Source organism: Achromobacter sp. CSND-B12, assembly GCF_052906545.1.
Genome location: NZ_JBREGJ010000001.1, coordinates 1,810,166 through 1,834,167 on the forward strand (window position 1 = coordinate 1,810,166; position 24,002 = coordinate 1,834,167).

Annotated in this window: 19 protein-coding genes; 14 read left to right on the forward strand and 5 right to left on the reverse strand. The window is 70.0% G+C overall.

Going from position 1 to position 24,002, the window contains the following annotated elements; translation table 11 throughout:
* Positions 1-103 precede the first annotated feature (103 nt).
* Together ACUTAG_RS08465 and ACUTAG_RS08470 are read left to right on the forward strand one after the other, a co-directional pair.
* On the forward strand, positions 104-1,666 hold the full coding sequence (locus ACUTAG_RS08465; RefSeq protein ID WP_148316959.1) for a DUF1800 domain-containing protein: 1,563 nt from the start codon (positions 104-106) through the stop codon (positions 1,664-1,666).
* Positions 1,663-3,063 (forward strand): DUF1501 domain-containing protein, encoded by a 1,401-nt coding sequence (locus ACUTAG_RS08470; RefSeq protein WP_148316961.1) that lies wholly within the window; start codon positions 1,663-1,665, stop codon positions 3,061-3,063. Before ACUTAG_RS08465 ends, ACUTAG_RS08470 begins: the two co-directional genes overlap by 4 nt.
* On the opposite strand, the gene ACUTAG_RS08475 is transcribed toward ACUTAG_RS08470, so the two are convergent.
* Both ACUTAG_RS08475 and ACUTAG_RS08480 read right to left on the reverse strand, forming a co-directional pair.
* Positions 3,020-3,988 (reverse strand): Bug family tripartite tricarboxylate transporter substrate binding protein, encoded by a 969-nt coding sequence (locus ACUTAG_RS08475; protein WP_020926628.1) that lies wholly within the window; start codon positions 3,986-3,988, stop codon positions 3,020-3,022. The two genes, ACUTAG_RS08470 and ACUTAG_RS08475, sit on opposite strands and share 44 nt — an antisense overlap.
* A 138-nt stretch (positions 3,989-4,126) precedes the next feature.
* A complete protein-coding gene (locus tag ACUTAG_RS08480; RefSeq protein WP_047993340.1) occupies positions 4,127-5,266 on the reverse strand; it encodes a 4-oxalomesaconate tautomerase in 1,140 nt (379 codons plus the stop codon).
* Positions 5,267-5,327: 61 nt separating this feature from the next.
* On the opposite strand from ACUTAG_RS08480, the gene ACUTAG_RS08485 reads away from it, so the two are divergent.
* The 5 genes from ACUTAG_RS08485 (at position 5,328) to ACUTAG_RS08505 (ending at position 8,607) form a co-directional block, all read left to right on the forward strand.
* Positions 5,328-6,254, forward strand: a complete 927-nt coding sequence (locus ACUTAG_RS08485) for a LysR family transcriptional regulator (protein WP_020926626.1) — start codon at positions 5,328-5,330, stop codon at positions 6,252-6,254.
* Between the two features lie 9 nt (positions 6,255-6,263).
* Entirely contained in the window at positions 6,264-6,728 is a 465-nt protein-coding gene (locus tag ACUTAG_RS08490) for a GNAT family N-acetyltransferase (RefSeq protein ID WP_006384419.1), read from the forward strand.
* A 149-nt stretch (positions 6,729-6,877) separates the two neighbouring features.
* The gene (locus ACUTAG_RS08495; RefSeq protein ID WP_006384420.1) at positions 6,878-7,246 is read left to right on the forward strand and encodes a COG4315 family predicted lipoprotein; all 369 of its coding nucleotides are present in this window, start codon (positions 6,878-6,880) and stop codon (positions 7,244-7,246) included.
* 31 nt (positions 7,247-7,277) lie between these two features.
* Entirely contained in the window at positions 7,278-7,790 is a 513-nt protein-coding gene (locus tag ACUTAG_RS08500; RefSeq protein WP_006384421.1) for an RNA polymerase sigma factor, read from the forward strand.
* A 1-nt stretch (position 7,791) separates the two neighbouring features.
* A complete protein-coding gene (locus ACUTAG_RS08505; RefSeq protein ID WP_054439684.1) occupies positions 7,792-8,607 on the forward strand; it encodes an anti-sigma factor family protein in 816 nt (271 codons plus the stop codon).
* A 469-nt stretch (positions 8,608-9,076) separates the two neighbouring features.
* Here the strand turns inward: ACUTAG_RS08505 and ACUTAG_RS08510 are convergent, their stop codons facing one another.
* From ACUTAG_RS08510 to atzF, 3 genes are read right to left on the reverse strand one after another with little or no spacing between them, the layout of a single operon-like run.
* Entirely contained in the window at positions 9,077-9,796 is a 720-nt protein-coding gene (locus ACUTAG_RS08510) for a GntR family transcriptional regulator (RefSeq protein WP_148316963.1), read from the reverse strand.
* 2 nt (positions 9,797-9,798) lie between these two features.
* Positions 9,799-13,434, reverse strand: coding sequence for an urea carboxylase (uca, locus tag ACUTAG_RS08515; RefSeq protein ID WP_148316965.1), 3,636 nt, complete (start codon positions 13,432-13,434; stop codon positions 9,799-9,801).
* A gap of 26 nt (positions 13,435-13,460) precedes the next feature.
* The gene (gene atzF / locus ACUTAG_RS08520; protein WP_020926619.1) at positions 13,461-15,290 is read right to left on the reverse strand and encodes an allophanate hydrolase; all 1,830 of its coding nucleotides are present in this window, start codon (positions 15,288-15,290) and stop codon (positions 13,461-13,463) included.
* Positions 15,291-15,637: 347 nt separating this feature from the next.
* On the opposite strand from atzF, the gene urtA reads away from it, so the two are divergent.
* The 7 genes from urtA to ACUTAG_RS08555 all read left to right on the forward strand — a co-directional run bounded on the left by urtA (position 15,638) and on the right by ACUTAG_RS08555 (position 23,997).
* Positions 15,638-16,891, forward strand: coding sequence for an urea ABC transporter substrate-binding protein (gene urtA / locus ACUTAG_RS08525; protein ID WP_006386133.1), 1,254 nt, complete (start codon positions 15,638-15,640; stop codon positions 16,889-16,891).
* A 20-nt stretch (positions 16,892-16,911) separates the two neighbouring features.
* The gene (urtB, locus tag ACUTAG_RS08530; protein WP_148316969.1) at positions 16,912-18,543 is read left to right on the forward strand and encodes an urea ABC transporter permease subunit UrtB; all 1,632 of its coding nucleotides are present in this window, start codon (positions 16,912-16,914) and stop codon (positions 18,541-18,543) included.
* Positions 18,540-19,667 (forward strand): urea ABC transporter permease subunit UrtC, encoded by a 1,128-nt coding sequence (urtC, locus tag ACUTAG_RS08535; RefSeq protein ID WP_020926616.1) that lies wholly within the window; start codon positions 18,540-18,542, stop codon positions 19,665-19,667. The genes urtB and urtC overlap by 4 nt, the downstream gene beginning before the upstream one ends.
* Entirely contained in the window at positions 19,664-20,503 is an 840-nt protein-coding gene (gene urtD / locus ACUTAG_RS08540) for an urea ABC transporter ATP-binding protein UrtD (protein WP_148316971.1), read from the forward strand. The genes urtC and urtD overlap by 4 nt, the downstream gene beginning before the upstream one ends.
* 1 nt (position 20,504) lies before the next feature.
* A complete protein-coding gene (urtE, locus tag ACUTAG_RS08545; RefSeq protein WP_020926614.1) occupies positions 20,505-21,203 on the forward strand; it encodes an urea ABC transporter ATP-binding subunit UrtE in 699 nt (232 codons plus the stop codon).
* Between the two features lie 25 nt (positions 21,204-21,228).
* Positions 21,229-21,627, forward strand: a complete 399-nt coding sequence (locus ACUTAG_RS08550; RefSeq protein WP_020926613.1) for a DUF2946 domain-containing protein — start codon at positions 21,229-21,231, stop codon at positions 21,625-21,627.
* Positions 21,628-21,795: 168 nt separating this feature from the next.
* Positions 21,796-23,997, forward strand: coding sequence for a TonB-dependent receptor (locus ACUTAG_RS08555; RefSeq protein WP_148316973.1), 2,202 nt, complete (start codon positions 21,796-21,798; stop codon positions 23,995-23,997).
* Positions 23,998-24,002 lie beyond the last annotated feature (5 nt).

The window sequence follows — 24,002 nt, forward strand, 5'->3', positions numbered from 1 at the left end:
CGCCTCGTGCAAAAGGATTAGTCCCTCGTCCGAATGGCGGTCTTGAAGCCCCCCTGGCGCTTCGCTACCGTAGGCTTTCGCATTCGACCCCGGGGCTGCCTGCATGTCCGCGTCGCCGTTCGGAGCGGCGCCGCCCGCTTCCGCTGAAACCCGCCCGCCCACGCCTGGCCAGGCCTCGCGCTTCCTGGCCCAGGCCACCTTCGGCCCGACGCCGGCGCTGATCGACGCGGTGGTGCGCGACGGCTACGCCGCCTGGCTCGACGCGCAACTGGCGCTGCCGCCGTCGCAAAGCCATTTCGACTGGCTGCTGCAGCAAGGCAAGGACACCGAGGCCTACAAGGGCAACGGTATCAACGCGCCGCTCGAATCGACGCTGTGGCGCAAGTTCATCAGCGCCGAGGACCAGGTGCGCACCCGGGTGGCGTTCGCGCTGTCGGAGATCTTCGTGGTCGGGGTGGCGTCGATCACGGCCAACTGGCCGCTGTTCGGCGCCGCCGGCTTCATGGACCTGCTGGCCGAGCATGCCTTTGGCAGCTACCAGGACCTGCTCACCGCCGTCACCCGCAACCTGTCGATGGGCTGCATGCTGACCTATCGCGGCAACCGCAAGGAAGACCCGCGCACCGGCCGCCATCCCGACGAGAACTATGCGCGCGAAGTGATGCAGCTGTTCAGCATCGGCCTGGTCGAACTGAACCGCGACGGCACGCCCCGGCTGGTCAAGGGCGCCCCCGTGGAGACCTACGACAATGCCGACGTGCAGGGACTGGCCAAGGTCTTCACCGGCTGGGACCTGGATGGGCCGGAGACCGACGTGCAGTTCCACCGGCGGCCGATGGCGCTCAATCCGGCGCTGCATTCGCTGGCCGAAAAGCGCTTCCTGGGCGCGGTGATCCCGCCCGGCACCGACGGCCACCTGTCGCTCAAGCGCGCGATGGAAGTGATCAGCGCGCATCCGAACGTCGGGCCGTTCATCGGCACGCAACTGATCCAGCGGCTGGTCACCAGCAATCCCAGTCCGGCCTACGTCGAGCGGGTGGCGACGGTGTTCGACGACGACGGCCATGGCGCGCGCGGCAATCTCAAGGCCGTGGTGCGCGCCATCCTGCTGGACGACGAAGCGCGCCACCCCGACCTGTCGACGCCCGGCTGGGGCAAGGTGCGCGAGCCCATCCTGCGCTTTTCCGGCTGGGCGCGCGCCTTCGGCGCCACCTCCACCAACGGCGCCTGGGCCATGCCCGACACCACCGACAACACCATCCGGCTGGCGCAGAGCCCGATGCGCTCGGCCAGCGTGTTCAATTTCTTCCGGCCGCGCTACACGCCCCCCGTCACCGAGCTGGCGCGGCGCGGCCTGGTGGCGCCGGAACTGCAGATCACCGATGAAACCAGCATCGCCGGCTACCTGAACTTCGTGGCCATCTACGTTGATCGCGGCTGGGAAGACCTGCAGACGCCGTACACCGCCGAGATCGCCCTGGCCGCCGACGCCGACGCGCTGGTGGCGCGCATCGTGCTGCTGCTGGCGGGCGACGCCTTCAGCGCGGCGACGGCGCAGGCCATCGCGCAGGCGGTCGACACCTTGCCGCGCGCACGGCCGCGCGACCGCGTGCGCGCCGCCATCACGCTGGTGGCGGCCAGCCCCGAGTACCTGGTGCAGAAATGAAGGCCGACCGCCGCGAATTCCTGCTGCGCGCCTGCGCCCTGGGCGCCACGCACGCGGCCGCGCCGCTGGCGCTGAACCTGGCGGCGCTGGGCGCGGCGGCGGCGCAATCCGCGCCGCCCGGCGGCTACAAGGCGCTGGTGTGCGTGTTCCTGTACGGCGGCAACGATCCGTTCAACACGTTGGTGCCGTTCGACGCGGGCGCCCATCGCGCCTACGCCGCCGCGCGCACCGATATCGCGTTGCCGCGCCAGGCGCTGCAAGCCACCGCGCTACGCGGCGCCGCGCCCGCCGCCGACGGCGCGCAGTTCGCGCTCGCGCCATCGCTGGCGCCGCTGGCGCCGCTGTTCGAGCGCGGCGAGATGGCGGCGGTGCTGAACGTCGGCCCGCTGGTGGCGCCCACCAGCAAGGCGGACTACATCGGCGCGCGGGTGCCGCTGCCGCCCAAGCTGTTCTCGCACAACGACCAGCAGTCATACTGGCAGGCGCTGGCGCCGGAAGGCGCTTCCTCCGGCTGGGCCGGGCGGCTGACGGACCTGTACGCGGGCATCAACGCGCAGCGCAGCTTCACCGGCATCACCGCCGGCGGCAGCACCGTGTTGCTGGCCGGCCGCCATGTCGCGGGCTACCGGGTCGGCGTGAACGGCTCGACCCGCATCGAACTGCTGACACGCGACATGTACGGCTCCAGCGCCTGCACCGCCTTGCTGCGCCAGCTGATCACACAGCCGCGCGAGCACCTGATGGAACGGGAAATGTCGCGCATCGCGGCGCAGTCGATCGACGCCGACGCGCGGCTGCGGGCGGCCTTGTCTGGCGTGGCCGTGCCGGGCGATTTCGACTCGCCGCTGGCGCAGCAGTTGAAGATCGTGGCCCGCATCATCGCGGCGCGCCAGGCCCTTGGGGCGCGGCGCCAGGTATTCTTCGTGTCGCAGAACGGCTACGACAACCACACCGGCCTGAACGACACCCACCCGGCCCTGCTCAAGGAACTGGGCCAGGCGCTGGCCGCCTTCCAGACGGCGCTGGCAAACCTGGGCGTGGCGCGCCAGGTCACCACCTTCACCGCCTCGGAATTCGGCCGCACGTTGGGATCGAACGGCAACGGCTCGGACCATGGCTGGGGCGCGCATCATTTCGTGCTGGGCGGCGCCGTCAACGGCGGCCGCTACCACGGCACGCATCCGCAGATCGCGCCCGACGGCCCCGGGTTCGTGGACAACGGCCGGCTGCTGCCGACGCTGGCGGTGGAGCAGTTGGGCGCGGCGCTGGGTAGCTGGTTCGGCGCCAGCGCCGACGACCTGCGGCTGGTGTTTCCGAACCTGCGCCACTTCGACGCCTCGCCCTTGGCGCTATTTACAGCGCCGCGTGAATCGTCGACGCCAGCTTCTTCCACTTGACGGCTTCGTCGCGCACGAACGCGGCAAGCTCCGCCGGCGTGCTGGTGCGCACCTCGGCGCCCTGGTCGTCGATCTTGGCGGCCACGGCCGGATCGTTGAGCGCGCCATTGAGCGCGGTGTTCAACTTGGCGACCACCTGCGGATCGGCGTTGGCGGGCGCGAACACCGCGTACCACTGCGCCACGTCCACGCCCGGCACGCCAAGCTCGGCCAGCGTCGGCATGTCGGGCAGCACCTTGGCGCGGCGCGCGCCGGCCACGCCCAGCGCGCGGATCTTGCCCGACTTCAGGTGCGGATAGGCGCTGAACAGGCTGGGAAACATGACCTGGGTGACGCCGGCCAGCGTGTCCGTCATGGCGGGGGCCGAGCCCTTGTAGGGAATCTCCAGCATGGCCGCGCCGGTGGCGCGGTTGAACAGCTCGCCCGCCACCGCCGGCGCCGTGCCCGGGCCGGCGGAGGCGTAGCTCAGGCCGTCGGGATGGGCCTGGCCGTACTTGAGCAGGCCCGGCACGTCCTGCACGCCGATGCTGCTGGACACCACCATCAGCGTGGGCGAGTCGGCCACCATGCCGATGGCGGTGAAGTCGCGCACCGGATCGTAGTTGAGCTTCTGCAGCGCCGGGTTGATGCCGTGCGTGCCGATGTAGCCAAGCATCAGCGTGTAGCCGTCGGCCGGTTGGCGCGCCACGTAGTCGGCGGCGATGGCGCCCTGCGCGCCGGGCTTGTTGACCACGATGACGGTCTGGCCCAGCAGCTCGCCCATCTTCTGCCCGATCACGCGGGCCAGGGTGTCGTTGCCGCCGCCGGCGGCGGTGGGCACCACCATGGTGATGGCGCGCTCGGGGAATTCGGCCTGCGCGGCCGGGCTGCCCAGGACCAGGCAAAGCGCGGCGGCGCACAGGGTGCTGCGGGAGGGAAAAGCCATGTCATGTCTCCTGATGGTTCTATGGGCGGTCTCTGCGGACCGCTGTGTCTCGGGTCGGAGGCGGCTCGGGCCGCCACCTTCATGTTTCGGTGCCGGCGGCCGAGGGCGGCTTCCGGGTACGGCATTCTTGATCGCAGCCTATGCCGCCATGGCGGCAGGCGCCGACTCCGGTCGGCTGGCGCGTTCCTCGCGCGCCGGCACATAGCGCCCCGGCACGTACAGCAGGCCCTTCATGATCTTGCGCGCGGTGCGTACCAGGCCGGCGGCCCGCACCTCGCCGCTGGCGGCGTCCAGCCTGACGTCAATGTCCATGCCGCCCGACGGGTGCTCGATGCGCACGCCACGGTAGCCCGGGCGCGGCGCCGGCCCGCCGCAGTCGTGCGCCACGGTGCCCGCCATCAGGTAGGCGGCGGCCACGCCCACCGCGCCGGTGGCGGCATGGGCGCGATGGCAGGCGTGCGGCGTGAAGTAGCGCGAACGCAGCGACAGCGCGGCGGGATCGCTGCCGGGCGCCAGCAGCACCGGCTTGGGAATGACGCTGTTCGAGACGTCCCCCAGTCCCATGCGGCTGCCGGCCTCGCGGCGGATGCGCTCCAGGCGCGCCAGCAGGGCAGGGTTGGCGTCCAGTTCGGCCGGCGATTCGTCGCCACGCAGGCCGAAGTCGGCGGCGCGCAGCAGCACCATCGGCATGGCGGCGTCGATCAGCGTGGCGGCCACGCCGTCGACCACTTCCTGCCGCAGGCCGGTCGGGAACAGGCGGCCGGTGACCGCCCCCCAGGCGTCGAGGAAATTCAGGCGCACGGGCGCGGCGGCGCCCGGCACGCCGTCGATGCGCGCCTCGCCTTCATAGGTCAGGCGGCCGCCCGGCGTCTGCACCACGGCCTCGATCACGGCGCCCGTGTTGACGTTGTGCACCCGCACCGAGGTTTCGCCGTCGGCCGCGGCGATCAGGCCCTCGTCGATGGCGAAGGGCGCTGCGCCCGACAGCATGTTGCCGCAGTTGGGACGGGTGTCGACGCTGGCGCGGTCCACCGAGACCTGCGCGAACAGATAGTCGATATCGCAGTCGGGCCGGGTCGAGCGCGACACGATCGCGACCTTGCTGGTCAGCGAGTTGCCGCCGCCCAGGCCATCGACCTGCAGCGCGTGGGGCGACCCCATGGCCTGCAACAGCAGCCGGTCACGGTCGGCGGGATCGGCCGGCAGCCAGTCGCCAAGAAAAAAGGGGCCGCGGGAGGTGCCGCCGCGCATCAGTACGCAAGGGATGATCGTTTCCATGCGGTGCATTCTGCGACGGCGCGGCTATTATTTGAATTGCAACTTACGGATGGATTAATGCATGGCACGCATCAATTTCGATTTACAGGAATTGCAGGCCTTCGTGGCGGTGGCCGAGCGCGCCAGTTTCCGCGCCGCCGCCGAAGACCTGAACCTGTCGCAGCCCGCGCTGAGCCGCCGCATCGACAAGCTGGAGGACCTGCTGGGCGCGCGCCTGCTGGAACGCACCACGCGCCGCGTGGCGCTGACGCACGTCGGCCGCATCTTCCTGGAACGGGCGCGCGGCGCCATCGACGAACTGGAACGCGCGGTGCTCAGCATTGGCGACCTGGCGGCGCAGCGCGGCGGTCTGGTGACGGTGGCCTGCGTGCCGTCGGTGGCCTACTACTTCCTGCCCGCCATCATCCATGACTACGCCGAGCGCTTTCCGCGGATACGGGTCCGCATCATCGACGAGACCGCCCACACCGTGCTCAACAGCGTGGTGACGGGCCGCGCCGACTTCGGCATCAGCTTTTTCGGCACCCAGGAGCCGGACGTGGATTTCAAGGCGGTGCTGCGCGAGGACTTCGTGCTGGCGGTGCGGCGCGACCATCCGCTGGCCGCCCGCCGCAGCGTGTCGTGGGAGGAACTGTCGCAGGAACGCTTCATGACCGTGGCCAAGGAAAGCGGCAACCGCCTGCTGATCGACGACGCGCTGGCCAAGAGCGGCAAGCGCACCGTCAGCGCCTTCGAGGTCAGCCACGTCATGACGCTGCTGGGGCTGGTGGAAGCCGGGCTGGGCGTGGCGGCCGTGCCGCAGCTGGCGATGCCGCCGGCCGGCCACGCCACGCTGGCGGGCGTCAAGCTGGAGCATCCGCGCGTCACCCGCAGCCTGGGTTTGATCTCGCGCAGGGGCCGCCCCCTGGCGCCGGCGGCGCAACAGCTCTATAACCTTATCCACCAGGCCGGCAAAAGCGCCAAGCGTGGTCCCCCCAAGCAACCCTGAAGCCGCACCATGAGCCCCCATTCCCTGGCGTTGCAAGCCGCCACCGAAGACGACCTGCCTTTCCTGCTGGCGCTGCGCAAGGCAACCATGACCGAACACCTGGCGCGCGTTGATGCACCGCGGGACGATGCGCATCACCTGGCGCGCATCCGCTATCACTTCGACGACGCCCAGATCGTCTGGCTGCACGGCCGCCCGGCGGGCCTGTTCAAGACCTTCCGCGATCCGGCCGGCTGGCGCGTGGTGCAGATCCAGATCGACCCGGCCTTCCAGGGCCAGGGACTGGGCCGGCGCCTGCTGGCCGGCCTGCTGCGGCAGGCGGACGACGAAGGCGCCCCGGTCACCCTGTCCGTCCTGAAGGGCAACCCCGCCCGCCGGCTCTACGAGTCGCTGGGCTTCACCCCTGTCGAGGAGACCGCCCTGGAAATAGAAATGCGCTACGAACCCGCCCCGCCCGCCGGCGGCCACGCCTGACGGCGGCCGTCGCGAAGGGCCCGCGCGAGGCTCGGTTGGATCTTCATCCCCAGCCCTCCCGATTTTTTTGTCCGGTGGCGGAATATTCCCGTTCCGCCCCGCGTCTGTAGAGGGCAGTCCCCCAAACTCTTCCATCTACGAGGCACGACATGCGCACTCAACTCGCCGCAACCCTGGCCCTCTCCTGCGCCGCCCTGTTCTCGGCCGGCGCCCATGCCCAGGCCGTCAAGACCCAGGACGGCATCCTGGTCAACAGCGCCGGCATGACCCTCTACACCTTCGACAAGGATGCCGGCGGCAAGAGCGCCTGCAACGACCAGTGCGCCAAGATCTGGCCGCCCGTCACCGCCGCCGCCGACGCCAAGGCCTCGGGCGACCTGAGCATCATCACCCGCGACGACGGCTCCAAGCAGTGGGCCTACAAGGGCAAGCCGGTCTACCTGTATGCCAAGGACGCCAAGCCGGGCGACAAGACCGGCGACAACTTCAAGGACGTCTGGCACGTCATCAAGCCCTGATCCGGCCTGAGTCGTCCCTCCACGCCCGACCATGCGCGCCGACGACGAAGCCGCGATCCTGGCCTGCATCCCCAGCCTGCGGCGCTACGCCCGCGGGCTGACGGGCGACCCGCACCGGGCCGACGACCTGGTGCAGGACACGCTCGAACGGGCCTGGAGCCGCTACTCGCGCTGGCAGCGCCGCGGCGAGCTGCGGGCCTGGATGTTCGGCATCATGCATAACCATTTCATCGACGGCGTGCGCGCCAGCCACCGGCAGGCCGAACAGGCCGGCGCGGGCGACCTGCCCGACGTGCCGGTGCGCGCCACGCAGACCGACCACCTGGAGGTGCGCGACCTGGACCGCTGCCTGCAAGGCCTGCCGGCCGAGCAGCGCGAAGTATTGCTGCTGGTGTGCGTGGAAGACCTGTCGTACCAGGAAACCGCGCAGGTGCTGGGCGTGCCGATCGGCACGGTCATGTCGCGCCTGTCGCGCGCCCGCGAACGCCTGGGCGCCCTGATGCAGGGCCAGGAACCCGCCAGCCGGCTCCATCGCGTGAAATGACATGAACGACAAACGCCTCCACGCCATTCCCACCGCCGGCAACCCCATCACCGAAGCCGACCTGCACGCCTATGCCGACGGCCAGTTGCCGCCCGGCCGCCACGCCGAGGTCGACGCCTTCCTAGCGGCCCATCCGCAGGACCTGGCGCGCGTGCACGCCTGGCAGGCCCAGCGCCGCGCCCTGCACGCCCTGCTTGACCCGGTGCTGGACGAACCCCTGCCCCTGCGCCTGCCGCTCTCGCCCCCCGCGCGCCGCCTGCCCTGGCGCGCCGTCGCTGCCTGTGCCGCCATCGCCGTCATCAGCGCCAGCAGCGCCTGGATGGCGCGCGGCGCCATGGACGCCCGCCACCAGCAAACCGTATTGGCCACCGCCACACCCGACCGCGCCGCCGGCGGCTACGCCCAGCGCGCCGCCATCGCCCACGCCGTCTACGCCCCCGACATGGGCCGCCCCGTCGAAGTCAGCGGCGACAACGAAAAGGCCCTTGTCACCTGGCTCACCAAGCGCCTCGGCGCCCCCGTGCGCGCCCCGTCCCTTACCCATGCCGGCTACGACCTCGTCGGCGGCCGCCTCCTGCCCGGCGGCAGCGGCCCCGTCGCCCTCTTCATGTACGGCGCCCCCGACGGCCAACGCCTGACCCTCTACGTCACCCGCGAAGCCGCCGGCGGCCAGACCGCCTTCCAATTCACCCAGGAAGGCCCCGTCCGCGTCTTCTACTGGGTCGAAGGCCAATTCGGCTACGCCCTCTCCGGCGCCATCAGCCGCGACGAACTGCAACGCGTCTCCGAAGAAGTCTACAAACAGCTACAAGGCTGAGCCGGGCGCGGGCGCGCCCGGCGAGCGCCAATCCGCCCGCGGGCTTCAACAAAGCCCCTGCTCAGACACCCTCGTTCGAGAATCGGTTGCCCTCCCACAAGCGCGCCGCAAAGCGCGCCCCCCATCGCCGCCACTTCGCGCAGCGACCACCCCCCCGACGCCCCACCCGATGTATGCCAAACACGGCTGCCCGCGCAGCCGTTTTTGGCGGGCCCCGCAAACTCCTCCGCCCGACCCCGACGTTGAACAGAACGCCAAGAAAACCGCCCTCCCCCCAATCCGTCGCAGGAAGACAGACGAGCGGCGGGGCGAGGCTGGCGGGCGGGTGCGGGGCGTGTAGATGCGCCCGACGGAATCTGAAGGGAAGGCCGAAGGCCTGGACGAAGATGAGGAAGGGGCAGTCCGGAGCGAACGCTCCGGACCGCAATCGTAGCCCCGCACCTGCCCGCCAGCCTCGCCCCGCCGCGCCTTAAGAACCCTCCCGAGCCACATGCAACATATGCAACGTGATCTTCCTCACCTCAGCCTTGCTCATCTCAATATGCCCCCGCAACATCCTCCCCGCCGCCTCCCCCCGCCGCGCCAGCACCGCCCGCAAAATCGCCCCATGCTCCTCATACGTCGCATCCACCCGGAACTCCTTGGTGAAATCCAGCCGACGCACGATCCGGATCTTCTCCGTCACCTCCCGGTGAATCAGCGCCATCTCCGCATTCCCGGCAGCCGCCACCAGTGAGCAGTGAAACGCCTCGTCCAGCTGCGCCACCATCCGCCCATCCAGAATGCGTTGATCCGGCGGCACCAGCCACACATCCACCAGCGCCGCCAGCATCCCGCCATCGTCCATGCGCTCGCGCGCGCACAGCCGTTCGACCGCCGCCAGTTCCAGCACCACGCGCACGTCGTACAGCGCCTCGAAGCGCTCGAAATCGAACGGCCGCACCTGCCAGCCGCTGCGCGGACTGGGCAGCACGAACCCCTCGCGCTCCAGCCGCGCCAGCCCCAGCCGCACCGGCGTGCGGCTCACCCCCAGCCGCAACGCCAGCTCCGCCTCGGTGAAGCGGTCGCCCGGCAGCAGGCGGAAGTCGAACAGCTCGTCCTTGATGCGCTGGTAGACCTGCTCGGCCAACGACCCCGCCAGCGCCGGCGCCTGCCGCAACGCCGGTCCGACGCGCACCGAATCGCGCATGGTCAGGCCACCGGGCAAGTCGCGTCCTCGGCCAGCACGACCAGCGCATCGCCCGCGTTGACCGGCTTGCCCGGCACGCAGCGAATCGCGGCCACCGTGCCCGACACCGGCGCGATCACCGACAGCTCCATCTTCATCGCCTCGACCACCACCAGCGTGTCGCCAGCCGCCACGCTCTGGCCCACCTGCACGGGGATCTTCCAGACGTTGCCACACATATCGGCGCTGACCAGCCGTTCTCCGTCGCGCAGCGCGATCTCCAGTTCCGGCGCCGCCTCGGCCGGGGGCGTCGCCACGTCCTCGTGTTTCCACAGCGCGACTTCGGCATCGAACGCCGACCTCTGCCGCGCCTGGAAGGCGCCGATGCTGTCCGCCTGGTCGGCCAGGAAACGCTGGTGCGCGGCGAAATCGAATAGTTCCTCCTCGATGCGCACCGTGGCGCGGCCCTCGCGGAAATCCTCGCGCAGCACATCCAGCTCGGCCTCGCTCACCGGATAGAAGCGCACCTGGTCGAAAAAGCGCAGCAGCCAGGGCTTGCCGTCCTGGAACGCCGGGTTCTTCAGGAACTTGTTCCAGATCGGCAGCGTGCGGCCCACCAGTTGATAGCCGCCGGGCGAATCCATGCCGTAGATGCACATGTAGACGCCGCCGATGCCGACCGTGCCTTCGGCGGTGAAGGTGCGCGCCGGGTTGTACTTGGACGTCAGCAGGCGGTGGCGCGGATCGATCGGCACCGCGCACGGCGCGCCCAGGTAGACGTCGCCCAGGCCCATGATGAGATAACTCGCGTCGAACACGATGCGGCGCACGTCCTCGCGGCTGGCCAGGCCGTTGATGCGCTGGATGAAGTCGACATTGTTCGGCAGCCACGGCGCGCTGGCGCGCACCGTTTCCTGGTAGCGCTGCACCGCGCCCAGCGTGGCCGAATCCTCGAACGCCATCGGCAGATGGACCACGCGGGTCGGCACCTTCAGCGTCGCCACGTCGGCCAGCTGCGTTTCGATCTCCAGCAGCCGCGCGATCAGCGCCTGCTGCAGGATCACGCGGCTGTCGTAGCGGATCTGCAGCGAGCGCACGCCCGGCGACAGTTCTCGCACGCCCTCGATCGGCCGCGCCGCCAGCGCCTCCATCAGCAGGTGGATGCGCATGCGCAGCGCCAGTTCGAGCACGTTGTCGCCATACTCCAGCAGCAGGTAGCCATCGCCCGCCTGGCGGTACGACACCGACGGCCGGCTGCCCGTCGCCGGCAGCGCCGCGATGATGGTCTCCGAGGCCGTGGCGGGCGACGCCGACGGCGTGGTGGCCTGCGGCGCCACCGCCCGCAGCTGCTCGACGCTGCGGTCCTGCGCCGCTTCGCGCGCCACCGCCTCGGCGTAATCGATGCGCACGAAGCGGATGCGGTCGCCCGGCTTGACCTGCCCCACCTTCCACAACTCGGCGCGCGCGATCGTCACCGGGCAGACGAAACCGCCCAGGCTGGGACCGTCGCGCGTCAGGATCACCGGGCTGTCGCCGGTGAAGTTGATGCTGCCGATGGCGTACTCACAATCATGGATGTTGGATGGATGCAGGCCGGCCTCGCCGCCGTTCTCGCGCGCCCAGGTCGGCTTGGGGCCGGTCAGGCGCACGCCCAGGCGATTGGAGTTGTAGTGCACCTCCCAATCGGCGGCGAAGAAGGCCTCGATGGCTTCGGGGCGGAAGAAGTCCGGCGCGCCATGCGGGCCGTACAGCACGCCGATCTCCCAGGTGTTGCCATAGGCGGGGATCAGTTCTGCGGGCGCGGCCTGCGGCGCGCTCACGGGCGCCTGGGCGTTCGCGGCCGGCAGCTCGGGGCGCACCAGCGGCAGCATGTCGCCGACCCGCAGCGTGCGGCCGGCGTGTCCGCCGAACTGGCCCAGCGCGAAGGTCGAGCGGCTGCCCAGGTAGACCGGCACGTCCAGCCCGTTGCGCACCGCCAGGTACGTGCGGCAGCCGGACAGCGCGCGGCCCGTGGCCAGCACCTGGCCCGAGCGCACCGTGACGGGCTGCCACATCGGCACCGGCGCGCCATCGAGCGTGGCGGCGCATTCGGCGCCGGTGAGCGCGACGATGGCATCGCCATGAAAGCGCAGCGTCGGCCCGACCAGCGTGGCCTCGATGCCGGCTGCGTCGGGCGCGTTGCCGACGATGCGATTGGCCAGGCGGAAGGCGTAGTCGTCCATCGGCCCCGACGGCGGCACGCCGATATCCCAATAGCCGGTGCGGCCCGGGTAATCCTGCACGCTGGTGTAGGTGCCGGCTTCCAGCACCTCGATGGCCGCGGGCCGGTAAGTGAAGCCTTCGAGGAAGCGCGTCGACAACTGGCCGGCGCGGAAGCGCGCGTCGGCCACGATCTGGCGCAGGTAGTCCAGATTGGTGGCGATGCCGTGCAGGCGGGTGTGCGCCAGCGCATCGGCCAGCTTGTCGAGCGCGGCCTCGCGGGTGTCGGCGTGCACGATCAGCTTGGCCAGCATCGGATCGTAGAACGCCGGCACCTCGGTACCCGTCTCGACCCAGCCGTCCAGGCGCACGCCTTCGGGAAAATGCACTTCCGTCAGCACGCCGGGCGACGGCTGGAACTGGCGCAGCGGGTCTTCGGCGTACAGCCGCACCTCGATCGACGCGCCTTGCGGCGCGCGCGACATCGCGGCCAGGTCGAGCGGCTCGCCCGCCGCCACGCGCAGCATGCATTCGATCAGGTCCAGCCCGGTCACCGCCTCGGTCACCGGGTGCTCCACCTGCAGGCGGGTGTTGACCTCCAGGAAATAGAAGCTGTCGCGCGCCGGATCGTAGATGAATTCGACCGTGCCGGCCGAGCGGTAGGCCACCGACTCGCCCAGCTTGACCGCCGCGTCCAGCAGCGCCGCGCGGGTCGCGGCCGGCAGGTGCGGGGCGGGAGTTTCCTCGACCACCTTCTGGTTGCGCCGCTGCACCGAGCAATCGCGTTCGCCCAGCGCCAGCACGCGGCCGGCGCCGTCGCCGAAGATCTGCACCTCGACGTGGCGGGCGTTGTCCACGTAACGCTCGATGAAGGCGCCGCCGTCGCGGAAGAAATGCTCGCCCATGCGCTGCACGCTGTCGAACGCCACCGTCAGTTCGGCCTCGTTGTCGCAACGCGACAGGCCGATGCCGCCGCCGCCCGCGGTGCTCTTGAGCATCACCGGATAGCCGATGCGCTCGGCCTGCGTCAGCGCCTCGCCCAGGCTGGCCAGCAGGCCCGTGCCGGGGGTCATCGGCACGCCGGCTTCGGCCGCCAGTTCACGCGAGCGGTGCTTCAGGCCGAACTCGCGGATCTGCAGCGGCGTGGGACCGACGAAGGCGATGCCCGCGGCCTCGCAGGCTTCGGCGAACTCGGCGCTCTCCGACAGGAAGCCGTAGCCGGGGTAGATGGCCTGCGCGCCGTGCTCGCGCGCGGCCGCCAGCAGCAGGTCGGTGCGCAGATAGCTGTCGACGGCCTTCTCGCCGCCCAGCGCCACGGCCACGTCGGCCTCGCGCACATGGGCGGCATTGCGGTCGGGATCGGAATACACGGCAACGCTGCGGATGCCCAGGCGTTTGAGGGTACGGATGGCGCGGACGGCGATTTCGCCACGGTTGGCGATGAGGACGGTATCGAACACGGTTCGGCTCCCAGGGGCGATTGGATTTAGCGGGGGGTGGCGTTCAGGCTGGCGAGGTAGGCGCGCCAGCCGCCGAAGGCGGTGATGTCGCGCGCGCCCTCCAGGCCTCGCGGCTCGCAGATGAAGCCCTTGACCTGGCGGCCGTCATGCAGCGTCAAGGTGCCGATGCCCAGCGGCGCGGGGATCTCGGCCACGAAGGCGCCGAACGCCGCCAGCGGGATGTCCCACAGCTCCACCTCGATCGGCGCGCCGCTGTCGGACTTCACCAGCCCCGGCTTGGGCGGCGTGGTGTTGGCCAGCGCGTAGAGCCGGTAGTCGGCGGCGGTGCGGGTCTTTTCCACCAGCACCGCGCGGCGCGAGGTCAGCTGATGGTTCAGCGGCATACCGGTCAGGTGCGCGCCCACCACGGCCACGCGCAACAGCCCGGGGTCGGCGGCGGTCGGCCCCATGGGCGGCAGCGGCCGGCCCGTGGCGCCCAGCGGCAGTCCGCGCTGCGCCTGCCATTGGCGGCCGAAATGCGCCAACGCGCGGTCCTGCCAGGCCATGCCGATCAGCGTGATGCCGGCCGGCAGCCCGTCATCGCGCATGCCCGCGGGCAGCGCCAGCGCCGACAGGTCGGCGAGGTTGGCGAAGTTGGTATAGATGCCCAGTTGTGAATTGAGCCGCACCGGGTCGGCCTGCAACTGCGCGATGGTGTAGATCGACGGCGAGGTCGGCACCACCAGCGCGTCGAAGCCTTGCAGCGACTGGTGGATACTGCGCGTCAGCTCGGCGCGGCGGTACTCGGCCTTGAAGGCGTCGAGCGCGTCATAGTGGACCGCGCCTTCGACGATGCCGCGCACCACCGGATGGATGGCGTCGGGATTGTCGCGCCACAGCGGCTCGACCGCGGCGAAGCGCTCGGCCACCCACGGCCCCTGGTACAGCAGTGCCGCCAGTTCGGCATAAGGCGCGAAGTCGATGGCCTGGACCTCGGCGCCGCCGGCCTTGAGCGCCTGCACCGCGGCCTCGAACGCGGCGGCGGCCTGGGCGTCGCCGAAGAACTCCAGCCGGTCGGGCACCGCCAGCCGCGGCGCGGCGGGCCAGGGCGCGGCGGCGCCGGCCGGCTGCGCGCGCGAATAGGGATCGTGTTCGTCATAGCCGCCGGCGATGCCGGCCACGCGCTCGGCATCGTCCACCGTCAGCGCGAAGATCGACACGCAGTCCTGCGTGCGGCAGGCCGGCACCACGCCGGCGGTGCTGAGCCAGCCCTTGGTCGGCTTGAGGCCGACGATATTGTTGAACCCCGCCGGCACCCGGCCCGAGCCCGCGGTGTCGGTGCCCAGCGAAAACGCCGCCAGCCCGCGCGCCACCACCGAGGCGGACCCCGAGCTGGAGCCGCCGCTGATGTAGTCGGGATTGAAGCTGTTGGCCACCGCGCCGTGCGGCGAGCGGGTGCCGACCAGGCCCGTGGCGAACTGGTCGAGATTGGTCTTGCCGATCAGGATGGCGCCGGCCGCGCGCAGGCGCCGCACCACGGTGGCGTCCTCGTCCGGCGTGTAGGCGAACGCGGGGCAGGCGGCGGTGGTGGGCCAGCCCGCCGCGTCGATGTTGTCCTTGATGGCGAACGGCACGCCGTAGAGCGGCAGGCGGGAACGATCGCCGCCGGCCGCGGCCAGCAGCAGGCGCAGGTCGTCGAGCTGGCGCGCCAGCACCGGCGCGCTGGCGCGCGTGATCCAGGCGTTGTCGGCCGGGTCGTCCGGCGCGGCGGCCAGGGGCATCAACAGCGCTTCGGGCGTGGCCCCTTCCTGATAGGCCGACAGCCATTGCGCGATCGTCCAACCGAGCGGGCCCTGCTGCGTTGCTACGGCATTCATGCTGGAATCCTTTCTGGTATACAAGTACGGATTCCCAAGCAATACGCGTGCCATGTGCGCCGCGCCCGGCGTTTTCGCCCTGGACGCCGCGCGCCACGGCCTGGCCGCCTTCGCGGACAAGTCCGCGCGCGCACTCCCAGCGGGCAGCGGCCGCACCGGTTTTGTGCACGCGGCACCAGATTGAACCGCGGCGCGCCGCCCGTCCGCCGCCCCGCCTCCTCGCGCACACCCATTGCTCAATACAGCGCGCCGCCATCGCATCGCGGCTGGCACGGCTTTTGCTTTGACGTCCTGGTCACGTCCTTTCATCACCGGCGCCGCCGGCCTCTTCCCATCCAGGAGTCACCATGAAACGCAGACTAGCCCTCAAGCAATTGACCGCCGCGAGCCTATTGGCCATGTCCGGCTGGATGCCGCAGCTGTTCGCCGCCGAAGACACCATCAAGGTCGGCATCCTGCATTCGCTGTCGGGCACCATGGCCATCTCGGAAACGTCGCTCAAGGACGTGGCCCTGATGACCATCGACGAGATCAACGCCAACGGTGGCGTGATGGGCAAAAAGCTCGAAGCGGTGGTGGTCGACCCGGCCTCGAACTGGCCGCTGTTCGCCGAGAAATCGCGCCAGCTGCTGTCGCAGGACAAGGTGGCGGTGGTGTTCGGCTGCTGGACCTCGGTGTCGCGCAAGTCGGTGCTGCCGGTGTTCAAGGAACTGAACGGCCTGCTGTTCTACCCGGTGCAATACGAGGGCGAGGAACTGGAGAAGAACGTGTTCTACACCGGCGCCGCGCCCAACCAGCAGGCCATTCCCGCCGTGGAATACCTGATGAGCGAAGACGGCGGCGGCGCCAAGCGCTTCGTGCTGCTGGGCACCGACTATGTGTACCCGCGCACCACCAACAAGATCCTGCGCGCCTTCCTGCACTCCAAGGGCGTCAAGGACAGCGACATCGACGAGGTCTACACCCCGTTCGGCCATTCCGACTACCAGACTATCGTCGCCAACATCAAGAAGTTCGCCGCCGGCGGCAAGACCGCCGTCATCTCCACCATCAACGGCGACTCCAACGTGCCGTTCTACAAGGAACTGGGCAACGCCGGCCTGAAGGCCACCGACGTGCCGGTGGTGGCGTTCTCGGTGGGCGAGGAAGAACTGCGCGGCGTCGACACCAAGCCGCTGGTGGGCCACCTGGCCGCCTGGAACTACTTCGAGTCGATCAAGAACCCGGTCAACGAGGAGTTCATCAAGAAGTGGAAGGCCTACGCCAAGGCCAAGAACCTGCCCAACGCCAACACCGTGGTCACCAACGACCCGATGGAGGCCACCTACATCGGCATCCACATGTGGAAGCAGGCGGTCGAACAGGCCAAGACCACCGACGTCGACAAGGTGATCGCGGCCATGGGCGGCCAGAAGTTCAATTCGCCGAGCGGCTTCGCCATCGAAATGGACAAGACCAACCACCACCTGCACAAGCCGGTCTACATCGGCGAGATCAAGGCGGACGGCCAGTTCAACGTGGTCTGGAAAAGCAAGGGCCCGATCCGCGCGCAACCGTGGAGCCCGTACATCGCGGGCAACGAAAGCAAGCAAGGCCTCTAACCGGAACCGGAAGCGCAGCCATGCTGAATGCGGTCATCGCGAAATTCCTGCGTCATCTCCTGCTTGCATGGCTGCTGGCCACGCCGGCGCTGGCCGCCCACGCGGCCGCATCCGGCGTGGACCCGGCGCTGCTGGCGCCGCTGGCCGGCGACGACACCGACGCCCGCCTGCAGGCCATTGCCGCCCTGGGCCAGCAGCCCGGCCCGGGCGCGGCCGCCGTGTTGCAGGCGCTGGGCAATGACCAGCTGTATGCGCTGCCGGACGGCCGCGTGCTGATCGGCGACGGCAAGGGCCAGGCCACCGATCCGGCCACCGGCACGGCCCTGGCGCTGCCGCCCGAGGCCTCCTCCATCGGCATCAACAACCGCTTGCGGCGCGCGATCGAGGCGGCGCTGGCCGGTTCGCGGCTGTTCTCCGATAACCCGCAGGAACGGCTGGCCGCGGCCCGCCGCCTGCAACAGACCGGCGATCCGGCGCGCCTGCCGCTGCTGGAAAAGGCGCTGGCCGCCGAAAAAGACCCGGCCGTGCGCGCCGCGCTGGAGATCGCGCAGGCCAGCCTGGAACTCAAGAGCGCCGACCCCGCCGTGCGGCGCCACGCGGTCGATCTGCTCGGCCGCACCGACAACGCCGCCTTCCGGCCGACGCTGGCGGCGCTGACGCAACAGCAGGACGGCGTCTACGCCGAACCCGACGCCGGCGTGCGCGAGGCGGCCGCCAACGCGCTCAAGCGCATCGACCGCCACCTGGCCACCATCGAGTGGGCCGGCAACCTGTTCTACGGCCTCAGCCTGGGCAGCGTGCTGCTGCTGGCGGCGCTGGGGCTGGCCATCACTTTCGGCCTGATGGGCGTCATCAACATGGCGCACGGCGAGCTGCTGATGATCGGCGCCTACGTCACCTACCTGGTGCAGACGGCGTTCCGCGCCTGGCTGCCCGGCTGGCTCGACTGGTACGTGGCGGCGGCGCTGCCGCTGGCCTTCGTGGTCACCGCGCTGGTCGGCATGGCGCTGGAACGCACCGTGATCCGCTGGCTCTACGGCCGGCCGCTGGAAACCCTGCTGGCCACCTGGGGCATCAGCCTGATGCTGATGCAGGGCGTGCGCACCCTTTTCGGGGCGCAGAACGTGGAGGTGGGCAACCCCAGCTGGATGTCCGGCGGCGTCACCGTGCTGGGCGGCCTGGTGCTGACCTACAACCGGCTGGTCATCATCGGCTTCGCGCTGTTCGTGGTGTTCCTGGTGTGGGCGCTGCTGAACCACACCCGGCTCGGCCTGTTTGTGCGCGCCATCACGCAGAACCGGCGCATGGCCGATTGCGTCGGCGTGCCCACCGGCCGCGTCGACATGCTGGCGTTCGGGCTGGGCTCTGGCATTGCCGGGCTGGCCGGCGTGGCGCTGTCGCAGTTGGGCAACGTCGGCCCGGACCTGGGCCGCGGCTACATCGTCGATTCCTTCATGGTGGTGGTGCTGGGCGGCGTCGGCCAGTTGGCCGGCACCGTCATCGCCGCGCTCGGCCTGGGCGGCGTCAACAAATTCCTGGAGCCTTACGCGGGAGCGGTCATGGCCAAGATCACCATCCTGGTGCTCATCGTGCTTTTCGTGCAGAAGCGGCCGCAAGGCCTGTTCGCCCCGCGCGGCCGGAGCGTCGAATGAAGCAGACCGCGCTGACCGATTTCAACCTGCTGGCGCGCCGGCCCCTGTTCAATGGCCGCGCCTGGGCCGCGCTGGGCGCGGGCGTGCTGCTGCTGGCGCTGGTGCCGCTGCTGAACCTGGCGTTTCCCGCCGGCCATCCGCTGCACATCTCGGCCTACGCCGTGGCGCTGCTGGGCAAGTTCATGTGCTACGCCCTGGCGGCGCTGGCGCTGGACCTGGTGTGGGGCTACGCCGGCATCCTGTCGCTGGGCCATGGCCTGTTCTTCGCGCTGGGCGGCTACGCCCACGGCATGTACCTGATGCGCGCCATCGGCCAGGACGGGGTCTACCAGAGCCGGCTGCCGGACTTCATGGTGTTCCTGGACTGGAAGGATTACCCCTGGTACTGGGCCTTCACCGACCACTTCGCCTACGCCATGCTGCTGGTGGTGCTGGTTCCGGGCGTGCTGGCCTTCGTGTTCGGCTACTTCGCCTTCCGCTCGCGCATCAAGGGCGTGTATTTCTCCATCATCACGCAGGCGCTGACCTTCGCCGCCATGCTGCTGTTCTTCCGCAACGATACCGGCTTTGGCGGCAACAACGGCTTCACCGACTTCAAGCGCATCCTGGGCTTCGACATCACCGCGCCCGGTACCCGCGCCGCGCTGTACTGGATCACGCTGGCGGCGCTGGCCGGCGCGCTGGTGCTGGCGCGCGCCGTCACCCAGTCCAAGCTGGGCCGGGTGCTGACGGCGGTGCGCGACGCCGAGAGCCGGCTGCGCTTCATCGGCTACGACCCGCTCGGCTTCAAGCTGTTCGTGTGGACGCTGTCGGCGGTGCTGTGCGGCATCGCCGGGGCGCTGTACGTGCCGCAGGTCGGCATCATCAACCCCAGCGAGATGTCCACCGAGAACTCCATCGAGATGGTGATCTGGGTGGCCACCGGCGGCCGCGGCACGCTGATCGGCCCCATCATCGGCGCCGGCGCCGTGAACGGCCTGAAGACCTGGTTCACCAGCGTGCTGCCCGAATTCTGGCTGTATGCGCTGGGCCTGATCTTCGTGCTGGTGACCCTTTTCCTGCCCACCGGCATCGTCGGCCTGGCCCGGCGCCTGGCCGCCCGCTACCAGGAGCGACGCGCATGACCAGCACCCATACCGAAAGCGCCATGCTCGATGGCGGCCCCAGCGGCGACGCCGGCTACGGCCGCGTCAGCCCCAAGGGCCTGGACACCAGCCACGGCGCCATCCTGTACCTGGAGGGCATCACCGTCAGCTTCGACGGCTTCAAGGCGCTCAACGACCTGACTCTGGACATCGGCGTGGGCGAACTGCGCTGCATCATCGGCCCCAACGGCGCCGGCAAGACCACCATGATGGATGTCATCACCGGCAAGACGCGGCCCACCGCCGGCACCGCGTTCTTCGGCCAGAGCATCGATCTGACCACGCTGAGCGAGGCGCAGATCGCGCACGCCGGCATCGGCCGCAAGTTCCAGCGCCCCACCGTGTTCGAACAGCACACGGTGTTCGCGAACCTGGAATTGGCGATGAAGACCGACAAGCGCGTGCGGCCCACGCTGTTCGCGCGCCTGACCGGCGAGCAGGCCGACCGCATCGGCGAGACGCTCGACCTGATCCGGCTGCGGCCCGAGGCCTTCCGCCCCGCCGGCCTGCTGTCGCATGGCCAGAAGCAATGGCTGGAGATCGGCATGCTGCTGATGCAGGAACCGCAGTTGCTGCTGCTGGACGAGCCGGTGGCCGGCATGACCGATGCCGAGACCGAGCGCACCGGCGAACTGCTCAACGAGCTGCGCGGCCGCCATTCGCTGATGGTGGTCGAGCACGACATGGATTTCGTCAACCAGATCGCCGGCGACGGCAAGGTGACCGTGCTGCACGAGGGCTCGGTGCTGGCCGAGGGGCCGATGGCCAAGGTGCAGGCCGACCCGCGCGTGATCGAAGTCTACCTGGGGCGCTGACATGCTGAACGTGAACACCATCGACCAGTACTACGGCGGCAGCCATACCCTGCGCGGCGTGTCGCTGGCCGTGAACCAGGGCGAATGCCTGGCGCTGCTGGGCCGCAATGGCGTCGGCAAGACCACCCTGCTCAAGTGCGTGATGGGCGTGCTGCCGGTGGCGCGCGGCGCCATCGGTTTCGACGGCGCCGACGTCACCCGCCTGGCGCCGCACCAGCGCGCCGCGCGCGGCATGGCCTACGTGCCGCAGGGCCGCGACATCTTCGCCCGGCTCACGGTGGAAGAAAACATCCTGATGGGCATGGCGACCAAGCCGGCCGCGCGCGCGCGCCGCATCAAGGAGGAAGTGTTCGAGCTGTTCCCGGTGCTCAAGAGCATGCTGGCGCGGCGCGGCGGCGACCTGTCCGGCGGCCAGCAGCAACAGCTGGCGATCGCCCGCGCGCTGGTGGCCGAGCCCAAGCTGATCATCCTGGACGAACCCACCGAGGGCATCCAGCCGTCCATCATCAAGGACATCGGCCGCGTCATCCACATGCTGCGCCAGCGCGGCGACATCGCCATCCTGCTGTGCGAACAGTACTTCGACTTCGCCCGCGAGCTGGCCGACCGCTTCGTGGTGCTGTCGCGCGGCGAGGTGGTGGCCAGCGGCGACCGCGCCGCCATCGACGGAGAGGACGTGCGGCGCCATCTTTCCGTCTGAAAAGGCTTGGATATAATGCGCCGTCATGCACCTCGCCCACTTCCTGAACCGCGGCTACGCCTGGATCGCGCTGATCGCGATCCTGTGGGCGTCGCTGGTTCCGTCGCTGGCGCATGGCAATCACCTGCCCAATGCCAGCCGCCAGGTCAGCGTGGACTACTGCGCCCCCGAGGGCCGCTCATCCCTGACCATCGAGGTGCAAAGCGATGACGGGGCCGGCGACCACGCCGCCCACCACGGCGACAGCAACCACTGCCCGTTCTGCCGCAACCCCCAGGCCGACCTCGGCCTCCCTCCCGCTCCCCTGACCGTGCTGCCGGCGCCCGCCAGCGGCGGCGTCACCTACCCGGCGCTGTTCTACCGCGCCTCGCACCCCCTCCACGCCTGGCGCGCGGCCCAGCCGCGCGCCCCGCCCGCGGCCTGATCGGCCCGTCCGCCGTCCCCACCCGGGGCGGCGCACGCGCCGCTTCCGCCCGAGCATTCGTCGCCGCCGACCGGCGGCGATTCCCGCAGAACCCTCGTCCGCATCCCGGTGCCGCCTGCTAGCGCGGCGCCATCGCGGGCGCGCAGGCCGGCCCCGCCGGCGTGGACCATGAAAAGAACCTACGCAGTATCCCTGCTGGCCGGCGCCTGCGCCGCCAATCCGGCGCTCGCGCTGACGACCGAGCCCGCCATCGAGACGCTGGCGCCCACCGTGGTCGAAGGCGACAACGCCGAGGACCGCCCCAACGGCCCGATCAACCTGGAACGCATCGACGGCACCGGCAGCCGCCTTGGCCTGCGGATCAAGGACACGCCGGCCTCCGTCACCGTCATCTCGCGCCAGCAGATCGAGGCGCGCGGCGCCCTCAACACCCAGGACATCGCCCGCGGCATCCCGGGCGTGAACAACGCCTCGCCCCCCGGCATGGCCGGCGCCGTCAGCTATCGCGGCTTCAGCGGCGGGCAGGTGTCGCAGTTGTTCAACGGCATCTCGGTGCAGTACGACTCGGCGGCGGCGCGGCCGATCGACAGCTGGATCTACGACCGGGTCGAGGCCATCGGCGGCCCCTCGACCTTCCTGTTCGGCGCCGGCGCCGTCGGCGGCGCCATCAACTACGTCACCAAGCTGCCCGAACGCGACACCTTCTACGAAGGCCAGTTGCGCCTGGGTTCGTTCGACACGCGCCAGGCATCGGCCGGCATCAACCAGCAACTGGCCGGTTCGCCCGGCGGCCGCGGCCATTACCTGCGCATCGACGCCAACACCACCGCCAGCAACGGCTGGGTCGACGGTGAACGGTCGAACGCCACCCAGGTAGCGGCGTCGCTGCTGTCCGACCTGGGCGACGACGTCACCCAGACCTGGGCCTTCGAGTACCAGCGCGAGCGCGTCGACCGCCCCTACTGGGGCACGCCGCTGACGGTCGGCGCGAACGGCAAGGTGAGCGGCGAAGGCCACATCCGCGGCGGCACGCGTTTCAAGAACTACAACGTCGACGATGGCCTGTACGAGCAGTCGGTGCTGTGGGCCCGTTCGCTGACGGAATGGCGCGCCGCGCCGGGCGTGACGTTCAAGAACACGCTCTACTACTACCGCGCCGAGCGCGATTTCCGCAACCTGGAGACCTACCGCTACAACGCCGGCAACAGCCGCGTGCTGCGCTCAGCCGCGCTACTGCAGCGCCATGAGCAGAGCCTGGTCGGCAACCGCGTCGAGGGACTGATCGAATCGACGCTGGCCGGCCTGCCCACCAGTTGGTCATTCGGCGCCGACCTGAGCGTGAACAAGCAGACCCGCTATCCCACCAGCCTGCCGGCCACGGTGGACACGGTCGATCCGTATGATTTCCAGCCGGGCTATTTCTACGACATTCCCGGCATGACGCGCGGCCACAATCCGGATCGCGACAACCGCGTCCGCACCCTCGCGTTCACGCTGGAGAACCGCACCGAGGTGCTGCCCGGCGTGGCCATCGTGTCGGCGCTGCGCAAGGACTTCATCGACCTGGACCTGACCAACCGCCGCGCGGTCACGGCCGCCGCGCCGGCGTCGGCCTCGCGCAGCTATTCGCCCACCACCGGCCGGCTGGCGCTGAACTGGGCCATCACGCCGCAGGCGTCGCTGTACGCGCAATACGCCACGGCCGCCGATCCGCCGTCCGGCATCATGGCCACCTCCTCGTTCGCCGACGTGCTCAACAACGACAAGCTGACCACCGGAACGCAGAAGGAGGTCGGCGGCAAGTTCGAGTTCTGGGACGGCCGCGGCTCGGCCACCATCGCCGCCTACGAGATCAAGCGCAAGCACATCTCGGCGCCCGACGCCAACAACCCGGCGGTCAGCATCCCGGTGGGCCAGCAGTCGGCGCGCGGGCTGGAACTGGCCGGCGGCCTGCGGCTGACGCGCACCCTGTCGCTGCAGGCCAACGTGGCCTTCGTCGATCCCAAGTACGACGACTTCTCGGAAACCGTCGGCGGCGTGCGCGTCTCGCGCAACGGCAATGTGCCGACCAACACGCCGCGGCGCGTGGCCAACGCCTGGATCGACTACGCCTTCCTGCCGGACTGGAACGCCAGCCTGGCCGCGCGCTACGTCGGCCGCGCCTACGCCGATGCCGCCAATACCGTCTGGGCGCCGTCGTACACCGTGTTCGACGCGGCGCTGTCGCATCGCATCGACGGCCACTTCACCGTCACCGGCCGGGTCCGCAACCTGACCGACAAGGTGTACGCGGCCAACGTCACCGGCACGCCGATGTTCTACCTGGGCGCGCCGCGCTCGTTCGAACTGACGCTGCAGGCGCGATACTGAGAACG

Excerpts from the sequence above, each read along its gene's own strand:
- ACUTAG_RS08465 (WP_148316959.1), top strand. The coding sequence starts at position 104 with ATGTCCGCGTCGCCGTTCGGAGCGGCGCCGCCCGCTTCCGCTGAAACC.
- urtE (WP_020926614.1), top strand. The coding sequence starts at position 20,505 with ATGCTGAACGTGAACACCATCGACCAGTACTACGGCGGCAGCCATACC.
- atzF (WP_020926619.1), bottom strand. The coding sequence starts at position 15,290 with ATGAATGCCGTAGCAACGCAGCAGGGCCCGCTCGGTTGGACGATCGCG.
- ACUTAG_RS08555 (WP_148316973.1), top strand. The coding sequence starts at position 21,796 with ATGAAAAGAACCTACGCAGTATCCCTGCTGGCCGGCGCCTGCGCCGCC.
- ACUTAG_RS08485 (WP_020926626.1), top strand. The coding sequence starts at position 5,328 with ATGGCACGCATCAATTTCGATTTACAGGAATTGCAGGCCTTCGTGGCG.
- ACUTAG_RS08500 (WP_006384421.1), top strand. The coding sequence starts at position 7,278 with ATGCGCGCCGACGACGAAGCCGCGATCCTGGCCTGCATCCCCAGCCTG.
- urtC (WP_020926616.1), top strand. The coding sequence starts at position 18,540 with ATGAAGCAGACCGCGCTGACCGATTTCAACCTGCTGGCGCGCCGGCCC.
- urtA (WP_006386133.1), top strand. The coding sequence starts at position 15,638 with ATGAAACGCAGACTAGCCCTCAAGCAATTGACCGCCGCGAGCCTATTG.
- urtB (WP_148316969.1), top strand. The coding sequence starts at position 16,912 with ATGCTGAATGCGGTCATCGCGAAATTCCTGCGTCATCTCCTGCTTGCA.
- urtD (WP_148316971.1), top strand. The coding sequence starts at position 19,664 with ATGACCAGCACCCATACCGAAAGCGCCATGCTCGATGGCGGCCCCAGC.
- ACUTAG_RS08480 (WP_047993340.1), bottom strand. The coding sequence starts at position 5,266 with ATGGAAACGATCATCCCTTGCGTACTGATGCGCGGCGGCACCTCCCGC.
- ACUTAG_RS08495 (WP_006384420.1), top strand. The coding sequence starts at position 6,878 with ATGCGCACTCAACTCGCCGCAACCCTGGCCCTCTCCTGCGCCGCCCTG.
- ACUTAG_RS08505 (WP_054439684.1), top strand. The coding sequence starts at position 7,792 with ATGAACGACAAACGCCTCCACGCCATTCCCACCGCCGGCAACCCCATC.
- ACUTAG_RS08490 (WP_006384419.1), top strand. The coding sequence starts at position 6,264 with ATGAGCCCCCATTCCCTGGCGTTGCAAGCCGCCACCGAAGACGACCTG.
- ACUTAG_RS08550 (WP_020926613.1), top strand. The coding sequence starts at position 21,229 with ATGCACCTCGCCCACTTCCTGAACCGCGGCTACGCCTGGATCGCGCTG.
- ACUTAG_RS08475 (WP_020926628.1), bottom strand. The coding sequence starts at position 3,988 with ATGGCTTTTCCCTCCCGCAGCACCCTGTGCGCCGCCGCGCTTTGCCTG.
- ACUTAG_RS08510 (WP_148316963.1), bottom strand. The coding sequence starts at position 9,796 with ATGCGCGATTCGGTGCGCGTCGGACCGGCGTTGCGGCAGGCGCCGGCG.
- ACUTAG_RS08470 (WP_148316961.1), top strand. The coding sequence starts at position 1,663 with ATGAAGGCCGACCGCCGCGAATTCCTGCTGCGCGCCTGCGCCCTGGGC.